The sequence below is a fragment of the Hydrogenophaga sp. GW456-12-10-14-TSB4 genome, assembly GCF_059424305.1.
Genome location: NZ_JBWKZH010000118.1, coordinates 1 through 8,373, shown reverse-complemented (window position 1 = coordinate 8,373; position 8,373 = coordinate 1). Strand labels below are relative to the sequence as shown.

Annotated in this window: 9 protein-coding genes; all 9 read left to right on the top strand. The window is 68.0% G+C overall.

Annotation, left to right across the window (positions count from 1 at the left end):
• The first annotated feature begins 122 nt into the window (after positions 1–122).
• The 9 genes from AC07ZS_RS29145 to AC07ZS_RS29105 are packed head-to-tail and all read left to right on the top strand — an operon-like array spanning position 123 to position 8,332.
• Entirely contained in the window at positions 123–485 is a 363-nt protein-coding gene (locus AC07ZS_RS29145) for a hypothetical protein (RefSeq protein ID WP_494801928.1), read from the top strand.
• A 30-nt stretch (positions 486–515) separates the two neighbouring features.
• Complete coding sequence (gene traL, locus AC07ZS_RS29140; RefSeq protein ID WP_494801927.1) at positions 516–815, top strand: type IV conjugative transfer system protein TraL; 300 nt, start codon at positions 516–518, stop codon at positions 813–815.
• Between the two features lie 14 nt (positions 816–829).
• Entirely contained in the window at positions 830–1,396 is a 567-nt protein-coding gene (gene traE / locus AC07ZS_RS29135) for a type IV conjugative transfer system protein TraE (protein ID WP_494801926.1), read from the top strand.
• Positions 1,383–2,378, top strand: coding sequence for a type-F conjugative transfer system secretin TraK (locus tag AC07ZS_RS29130; RefSeq protein WP_494801925.1), 996 nt, complete (start codon positions 1,383–1,385; stop codon positions 2,376–2,378). The genes traE and AC07ZS_RS29130 overlap by 14 nt, the downstream gene beginning before the upstream one ends.
• On the top strand, positions 2,375–3,793 hold the full coding sequence (locus AC07ZS_RS29125; protein WP_494801924.1) for a TraB/VirB10 family protein: 1,419 nt from the start codon (positions 2,375–2,377) through the stop codon (positions 3,791–3,793). Before AC07ZS_RS29130 ends, AC07ZS_RS29125 begins: the two co-directional genes overlap by 4 nt.
• Complete coding sequence (locus tag AC07ZS_RS29120; RefSeq protein WP_494801923.1) at positions 3,777–4,649, top strand: DsbC family protein; 873 nt, start codon at positions 3,777–3,779, stop codon at positions 4,647–4,649. The genes AC07ZS_RS29125 and AC07ZS_RS29120 overlap by 17 nt, the downstream gene beginning before the upstream one ends.
• A gap of 59 nt (positions 4,650–4,708) precedes the next feature.
• Positions 4,709–5,383 (top strand): TraV family lipoprotein, encoded by a 675-nt coding sequence (locus tag AC07ZS_RS29115; RefSeq protein WP_494801922.1) that lies wholly within the window; start codon positions 4,709–4,711, stop codon positions 5,381–5,383.
• Between the two features lie 7 nt (positions 5,384–5,390).
• Complete coding sequence (gene traC, locus AC07ZS_RS29110; RefSeq protein WP_494801921.1) at positions 5,391–7,973, top strand: type IV secretion system protein TraC; 2,583 nt, start codon at positions 5,391–5,393, stop codon at positions 7,971–7,973.
• Positions 7,970–8,332 (top strand): hypothetical protein, encoded by a 363-nt coding sequence (locus tag AC07ZS_RS29105; RefSeq protein ID WP_494801920.1) that lies wholly within the window; start codon positions 7,970–7,972, stop codon positions 8,330–8,332. The genes traC and AC07ZS_RS29105 overlap by 4 nt, the downstream gene beginning before the upstream one ends.
• The last annotated feature ends 41 nt before the right edge of the window (positions 8,333–8,373 follow it).

Here is an 8,373-nt window from a genome sequence, read left to right as displayed (position 1 = left end):
TGGCGCTTCCTCGCCACCGTGCCCATCCGCTCACACACCCGCTGACCGCACCCGCACACCACACCAGAAACGCCACCCGATCCATCACCTGAACCCGTTCTTTCCTTCGCTGGAGATCCCCCATGAGCACTGCTCTCCTGTCCACACCCACCCCGGCCGCGCTGCGCTCACCCGCACGCAAGCTCGCCGGCTTGTTCTGCCTCTTGGTCATCGCCTTCGTCGGCCTGGCCCTGGCATTCCCGACCCACGCGCTGGACCTGGTGGCCTTCACGGGCATCACGGGTCCGATGACCTCGGCGCTGACGCAGATCGCCGACCTGGGCCCCGGCATCAAGGCGCTGGTGGGCTTCGTCGGCTTTGTCGTCGCGCTGATCTCGCTGTCCGCGCTGCGCAACTTCGGGCCGGTCCTCTTCTATGTGGGCCTGGCCATCTTCGCCGCGGTGGGCCTCGTGATCGCCGGGGCGATCATGGGCGCGGTCATCTGAGCCCCGACGCCTTGGCATCTGGAGGCCCACATGCAAGCGGACACCTACATCCCGCGGCGCCTGGACGATCAATGGAAGATCGGCTTCTGGGATGTCGACGTCGCCGCGCCCATCCTGCTCGCCTTCTTCATCGGCTACCTGTCCTCGAGCAAGGTGGCGTTCGCGGTCTGCATGGGCGCCGGCATCGCGGTCTCGCGCTGGATCGCACGCCTGAAGGCGGACAAGCACCCCGCCTTCGCGATCCACTGGCTTTACTGGCACCTGCCAACAAACCCGGTGACGTCGATGCGCGCGACGCCTCCGTCGCACATCCGCCGCATGGTCGGCTGAGCCGGAGCACCGTCATGGACTTCGACCGACTCAGCGGTGATCTCAAAGACCTGCACCGGCGCAACCGGGGCCTGGGCCTCGCCGTCGGCGCGCTGGCTGTGGGCCTGCTCCTCGCACTCGTGGTCATCCTCAATATCCTGGGCACGGTGCGCACCGTGGTCGTGCCGCCGTCACTGAGCAAGACCTTTTGGGTCAGCGGCGACAAGGCATCGAGCGAGTACCTGGAGCAGATGGGCAGCTTCGTCGCCTGGCTGATCCTGGACGTGACGCCTTCGACGATCGACTGGAAGAAGGACATCCTGCTCGGTTACGTTGATCCCGCCCAGTACGGCGCGCTCAAGACGCGCCAGGAGGTCGAGGCCGAGCGCCTCAAGCGCATCAACGCCGTCACCGCCTTCGCGCCTCAACAGCTCGTGGCCAGCGAGGGCACGCAGTCGCTGGTCGTGCGGGGGCGGCTGCGCACGCTCGTCAACGGCCACGAGACCGCCAACGACCTCAAGGCCTACCGCATCGACTTCGGCCACGCCGGTGCTCGCATGCATGTCCTCGGATTCAAGGAGGTGCCCTATGCGGCCAAGTGACATCGCACTCACGCCGCTGCGCCTGGCCGGCCCCGCGCGCGCCCATATCCGGCCCGTCCGGGTCGGGCTCACCGCAGTGGTGGCGTCGCGCCCTCACACGGCGCCATCGCGGCGACGCCGGGATCGCCTGCCCCCGGCCGCGCGGCGCATCCTCGCGGTCACGGCGCTGTCCCTCGGCCTGCAGGCACACGCATTGCAGGTGTTGGAGGCAAGCGACGGCGTGGCCGTCGAGGCCATCGTCTCCCAGAAGGAGCCCACGCGCATCCGCATCGAGGGCACGCCGATCACCGACGTCTTCGGCAACATCCATTCGAGCCACTGCGGTGGCACGCCCCTGCCCGCGTCGGCATCCCCGGGTATGCCCTCCGCCACGCCGGGGCTCGCCACCTCGGCCGCCTTGTCGTCTTCCGCGGTCAACCCGGCCGGCGACGTCATCGTCGAGTGCGACCGCGACAAGGGCGAGATCTACATCCGTCCCACCGGCGATGCGATGCGGCCGATCAACCTCTTCGTGTCCTCGGCCACCGCCACCTACACCCTGCTGCTGCGCCGCGCGGACACCCCGGCCGACACCATCGTGATCCGGGACAAGACCCCGCAGGTACTGCGCCCGGCCACCCCGGAGCCCATGCCCTCGGGTCCCGCGCCCAACCACGTTCGCACGATGAAGGCCCTGCTGGTGGCCATGGCCTCGGACCGCGTGCCCCCGGACGTCCGGGTCGAGGAAACCTCGCGACCCATTCAGCTCTGGGCCGAGTCGCGCTTCACGCTGCTGCGCCGGTACGAGGGCCGCGGCTTCGTCGGCGAGAAGTACGCGCTGCAGAACATCAGCACCGCGCCCATGGTGCTCGCCGAGCAGGAGTTTGACCGGCCTGAGAGCCCCGGCGGTGGCGAAATCACCGGCATCGCGATCGAGCACCACAACCTGCGCCCGGGCGAGAGCACCAGCATCTACGTGATCCGCCGGGGAGGCACGCAATGAGCACGCCATCCACACCTCCCGGCGCAGCGCGCCCGCTCGGGCACGCCGTGCGCGGCATGCTGGACCGGCTCTCGCCGCGCCAGCGCCAGTACGCGCTGCTGGCTGCCATCCTGGGCGGCGGCATCGGCCTGCTGTGGTTGATCTTCAGCTTCTCCGCTCCGAACCCTCAACCCCACGGCGGGCGCACCGTCCAGGCGCAGCCCGGCGACGTCACCAACATCGGCGTGCTGCCTCCCGGCGGCCAAGTCAACCCAGTCGACCAATGGGTCGGCACGGCGGGCCGCAAGCTTGCACAGTACGAGACCGAGCGCGAGGAACAGGGCCGGCTCAACAAGGACCGGCAGGCCTTCGAATCCCGCACGATGCAGCGCTTCGCGGAGCTCGAGCAGCGCCTGACCGCCAACCAGCAGGCCCCGACGCCCGCCGCCCCAGTGCCACCGCCACCTTCGCGGCCGGCACCGGCGAGTCCCGCCGCCATGCCGCCTGCGGCCGGCCTGCCTCCTGCGCAGCCCCCTTCGGGTGGCGGCGCCATGCCGGTGGGGCCACCCACGTTCCAGCCCACAGTGCCGCCGGCACCACCTGCGCCTCCAGTGCCCGTGATCTCGCGTGTGACGCTGGCCGATCGTTCGCGCCCTTCCGCGGCGGCGAGCCATGACGGCAGCGCCCGCACCGAGGGCACTGCATCGCCGTCCAACGCACCCAAGACCGTCTCCACCTTCCTGCCCGTGAGCTTCACGCGCGGCATCCTGCTCGGCGGCCTGGACGCACCCACCGGTGGGCAATCCCAGTCCAACCCGCACCCGGTGCTGATCCGGCTCTCGGACAACAGTGTGCTGCCCAACCAGTTCCGGGGCGAATACCGGGAATGCTTCGTCGTCGCCGCAGGCTACGGCGACATCAGCTCCGAACGCGCCTATCTGCGCACCGAGAACCTGTCGTGCGTGCGCGCCGACGGCGCGACCCTGGAAGTGCGCATCCAGGGTTCGGTCTACGGCGAAGACGGCAAGGTCGGCATGCGCGGGCGCCTCGTCACGAAACAGGGCCAGATGTTGGCCAACGCCTTGTTGGCCGGCGTCGTCAGCGGCATCGGCCAGGGACTGGCGACGGCGAACACCACGTACAGCAGTTCGCCGCTGGGCACGGTGGCCAGCACCGACAGCAACGCCGACGCCTACCGTGCCGGGCTCGGCAGTGGCGTGGGCAAGGCACTGGACCGCCTCGCCCAGTACTACATCAAGCTGGCCGAGAACACCTTCCCCGTCATCGAGGTGGATGCCGGCCGCCAGATCGACGTCGTGATCACCAAGGGCGTTCGCATCGACGTGCCGATGACCGCTCTCGCCGAACGTGGCTCCCGCCGCGTCGCTTCACCCGATACCCGGTACCTGGAGGCCCCCGATGATGGCAACTATTGAATCCGTGCGCGCCTCGCGGCGCTTGGTGGATCCGACGACGCGCAACCTGGCGCAAAGACGGGCACTGCGCTTGGCGCTGTGTGGCGCGCTGCTGGCCGTCGCATCGATGGGTCGCGCGGCGACACCCGACGAAACCCGGCTGCTCGCCGCGCTGCGCACGGCCCACCCCGGCACGCAGTTCACCGAGGTCTCGCGCACCGACGTCGAAGGCCTCTACGAGGTCTGGATGAGCGGCAACGTGGCCTACGTCGCGGCCACGAACCCGCGCTTCTTCATCTTCGGGCGCCTGTTCGACACGCAGAGCATGCGCGACATCACCGGCCCCAAGATCGCGCAACGCAACGCCGACCAGGGCGGGCAACTCCAGTCGGAGTCCGTATCCCCGGCGCCCGTATCGATCGACCAATTGCCGCTGGCCGATGCGATCAAGACGGTGCGCGGCAACGGCCAGCGCAAGCTCGCGGTCTTCAGCGACCCGAACTGCATCTACTGCAAGCAGCTCGAACCCGAACTCGCCGGCATCGACAACGTCACCGTTTACACCTTCCTCGTCCCCTTCCAAGGCGAAGCACGGCCCATCGCCATCTGGTGCGCCGCCGACCGCGAGCGCGCCTGGCGGCAATGGATGCTACAGGCCGACGCAAGCCCGTTGCAGCCGAATCCGAGTTGCGAGCACCCGGTCATGCGCAACCTCGACCTCGCACGCCGCCTCGGGGTGCAGGGCACGCCCACCCTGTTCTGGGCCGACGGCACACGCACCGACGGCTACGTCGGGCGCTCGGTGCTGGAAGCCAAGCTCACCGAGGCCGCCAAAATCGCGGCCTCCAAGCCGTCGGCCGCGGGGAGGAAGCCATGAGCCTCGCCGGGCCGCTCCCAAGAGGCTCGCACCGCCGCACGCAGTGCGAAGGTACATCCGTGAGCACCGGCTCGCTGCGCGCAACGGCCATCGCATGGCTGTTACCCCTGGCCGGCTGCGTCAACATGTCTGGGCTGAGCGGCGAGTCCAGGTACGCCTGCGCGGCACCCGAGGGCGTGGCCTGCGACTCGGTGTCGGGCACCTACGCCAACGCCGTGCACCACAACCTGCCCAGCCAGCGCGGGCGGTCCACTTCAGCGAGTTCAAGCTCTTCTGACGACGCCCAGGCGACGGCCAACGTGGCGAAGTCAGCCGCCGTGTCCGCGCCATCCCGCCAACCCATCGCGGCTGATTTGGCCACCGTCGCGCAGCCCGGCCAGGACAGGCGGACCGGTGCCGCTCTGCGCTCCCAGGCAAGGGTGCTTCGGCTGTGGACCAAATCCTGGGAAGACGCGGACGGCGACCTTTGGGATCAAGGCTATGTCTACGTCCAGGTGGATGCCGGGCGCTGGCAGATCGAGCATGTCCGCCAACGCATTCGCGAGCAGTACGTTCCGCTGCGGCCACCCCCGGCAGCGACCGCCGGTGCTGCAGCCGGGGGCGCAGTGGAACCGTCCTCGGGCGACCCCGATGTCGCGAAGCCCGCCGACGCAACGGTGCAGCGACCTTCATCGTTCAATCCCTTCCCTTCGCTCACCCGCCCGCCGGCGGGCCCGGGCTCTCGTTCGCAGTGAGGTCGCCATGCACCATCCCTCCACTGAAGCAGGCCTGGGCGCGTCGCAAGGTCTTCCACTCTTCCCGTTCGGGTTGCCTTCGCACACCCCGGCCGAACAGTTCGCCGGCTGGTTGCCTTACTCCGCCTACCTGGCCGACGAACGCATCTTCGTGAACCGCGACGGCATGGGCTTCATGCTCGAGGTCATGCCGCAATCGGGGGCGGATGAGCGCATGTCCGAGGTGCTGGTCTCGCTCTACGCCAACTGCCCCGCGGACACGGGCCTGCAGTTCCACCTCTTCGCCTCGCCGCACATCCGCCACCAGTTGCGCCAGTACACGAACCTGAGGGTCGAGGACGAAGACCAGGTGGAGAAGGCCCGCGCCTGGGGCCGACCCGTGCCGAACGAGAACCTGTTTCGCAAGCTGGCGCGCCAGCGCGTGCAACACCTGCTGCACGGCACCCAGCACTCGATCACGTCCGGGTTCCACTACACCTTGCGCGACTTCCGCCTGATGCTGAGCGTAGCCTTTCCCGGCGACGCGGGGGACCTGAACCGGCGCGAGGCGCTGCTGACCCTGCGCGACTCGATGGCCGCCACGCTGCGCTCGGCCATGCTGCCCAACCGCGTCTGCGATGCGGCCGACCTGATCAACTGGTGTGCGCTGTTCACCAATCCCGACCGCATCGCGCACTCCGATGCCGAGGATCTGAACTTCGACGACGATCGCTGGCTGCACTACGACGACGGTCGCGAGATCCGCGACCAGATCGTGGACTTCGACACCATCCAGGATCCGCACCCATCGGGCATCACGCTCTGGAAGGAGACCGGCACCGAGGTGCTGGAAGCACGCTTCTATTCGATCAAGAGCTTTCCCGAGCGCTTCGCCTTGTGGCAGATGGGCTCGCTGATCGGCGACCTGATGCAGCCAGCGCTGCAGTACAGCGCACCCTTCCTGATCACGCTGGGGGTTCACATCCTCGACCCCAACGCCACCAAGTCCATCGTCACGGCGAACCACGTGCGCGCCACGCAGAACGCCAAGAGCAAGATGGCGGACGTCATGCCCGACGTGCGCAAGAAGCTGGATGACTGGTCCGCCGCGGCCAATGCGATCGACACCGGCGGCAGCCTGGTGAGCCTGTACCACCAGCTCGCGATCTTCACGCCCCCGGACAAGGCCGCTTCGGCGCACGAGGCCGCCAACGCGATCTGGCGCGCCCGCGGCTTCCAGCTCAACGCCGATGCCTACATGCACCGCCAGGCGCTGCTGGCCAGTCTGCCGATGACGCTGACGCCGAAGATGCACAAGGATCTCGGGAAGATGCGTCGGGTCACGCGCAAGACGATGTCGAACGCCATCCACATGGCACCGCTGATCGCCGAGTGGCGCGGTACGCGCACCCCGGCCCTAGTCTTCGGTGGCCGGCGCGGCCAGGTCATGACGCTGGATCTGTTCGACAACGACCTGGGCAACTACAACTTCGCCATCATCGGTGCACCCGGGTCGGGCAAGTCCGTTCTGATGAACGAGATGGCGTGGTCCTACCGCGCGATCGGCGCCAAGGTCTGGATGCTGGACCTGGGCCGCTCATTCGAGAAGCTGTGCCGCAAGGCCCATGGCACCTACATCGAGTTCCGGCCGGACGTGAACATCTGCCTGAACCCGTTCACGATCGTTCGGGACATCAACGAAGACATCGACATGCTTGTGCCGGGCATCGCCAAAATGTGCTCGATGCAGCACACGCTGGAAGAAGTCCAGTACAAGGCAATCTCGGCGATGGTGCTCAAGCTCTGGCGCTCGCACGGCCAGGACCTCACCATCACCGGCCTGCGCGACGCCTTCAAAACCGGGACCATCGAAGAACTGGGCGTCACCGGCGACCAGCGCATCCGGGACCTGGCGATCATGCTCAATCCCTATGCCAAGGGTGGGCAGTACGAGCGCTTCTTCGAGGGCCGGTCCAACGTCGACTTCAGCAACGACTTCATCGTCATCGAAAACGAGGAACTCAAGCGCCGCCCCGACCTGCACGCGGTGGTCAACATCCTGCTGCTGCACCAGATCACCGGCGAGATGTACCTCACGCGCAACCGGCGCAAGGTGCTCTTCATCGACGAGCTGAAGCAGCAGCTTGGCGACATCGGCGCCGACGATCCCGTCAAGGCCGCTGTGGTCGAGGAAGCCGCACGCCGAGCGCGCAAGTACGGTGGGGCGCTCGGCACGGCGACGCAAAGCGCCGACGACTACTACGGCAGCGCCCAGATGGAGGCCGCCTTCAACTGCTCGGACTGGGTGTTCCTGCTGCGCCAGAAGCCCGAGTCCATCGAGATGCTGGACCGAAAGGGCCGGCTCACGATGGACGAGCCCAAGAAGCGGCTGCTCAACTCACTGCGCACCGAGGCCGGCGCGTTCTCGGAGCTCTACATCTCCTCTCCCGTCGGTGAAGGGGTCGCCCGCAACATCCTGGATCCCGCGACCCACCTGCTGTTCTCGAACAAGCTCGAGGACAACGCGCCCATCGACGCGCTGCGCGCCCAGGGTCTGTCGATCGACGAGGCGATCACCGAACTGCTGCGGCAGCGGGGGCATGCGCTGTGAAGGCCCTGCTGCGCCATGCGGTGATCACGGCACTGCTGGTCGCGGCCGGCATTGCGGCCTACGACCGCTGGGTGCTGCGGCCTGCCCTGGTCGTGGGCGTGGTGGACCTGTCAGAGGTCTATCGCGCCAAGGAAGCCCAGTTCACGCAGTTGCTCACGGCGGCTTCCAGTTCGGGCTCCGATCAGGAGCGCGAGCGTGCCATGACGATGGCCCGCAGTTTCTCGCAGCGCCTGCCAGCCGCGCTCGACGAGCTGCCACGGGAATGCGGCTGCCTGGTGGTCCTGCGCACCGCGGTGGCCGGCGGCCCGCACGCCGTGGACCTCACACCGGCGCTGCGCCGCAAGGTGGACCTGCCATGACCCTCGAATCTGCATCGCTGGCGCCCACCCTCCCCGAAGTC

What these genes read in the sequence shown, in the direction of transcription:
- AC07ZS_RS29145 (WP_494801928.1), top strand. Translation starts at nt 123, where the DNA reads ATGAGCACTGCTCTCCTGTCCACACCCACCCCGGCCGCGCTGCGCTCA.
- traL (WP_494801927.1), top strand. Translation starts at nt 516, where the DNA reads ATGCAAGCGGACACCTACATCCCGCGGCGCCTGGACGATCAATGGAAG.
- traE (WP_494801926.1), top strand. Translation starts at nt 830, where the DNA reads ATGGACTTCGACCGACTCAGCGGTGATCTCAAAGACCTGCACCGGCGC.
- AC07ZS_RS29130 (WP_494801925.1), top strand. Translation starts at nt 1,383, where the DNA reads ATGCGGCCAAGTGACATCGCACTCACGCCGCTGCGCCTGGCCGGCCCC.
- AC07ZS_RS29125 (WP_494801924.1), top strand. Translation starts at nt 2,375, where the DNA reads ATGAGCACGCCATCCACACCTCCCGGCGCAGCGCGCCCGCTCGGGCAC.
- AC07ZS_RS29120 (WP_494801923.1), top strand. Translation starts at nt 3,777, where the DNA reads ATGATGGCAACTATTGAATCCGTGCGCGCCTCGCGGCGCTTGGTGGAT.
- traC (WP_494801921.1), top strand. Translation starts at nt 5,391, where the DNA reads ATGCACCATCCCTCCACTGAAGCAGGCCTGGGCGCGTCGCAAGGTCTT.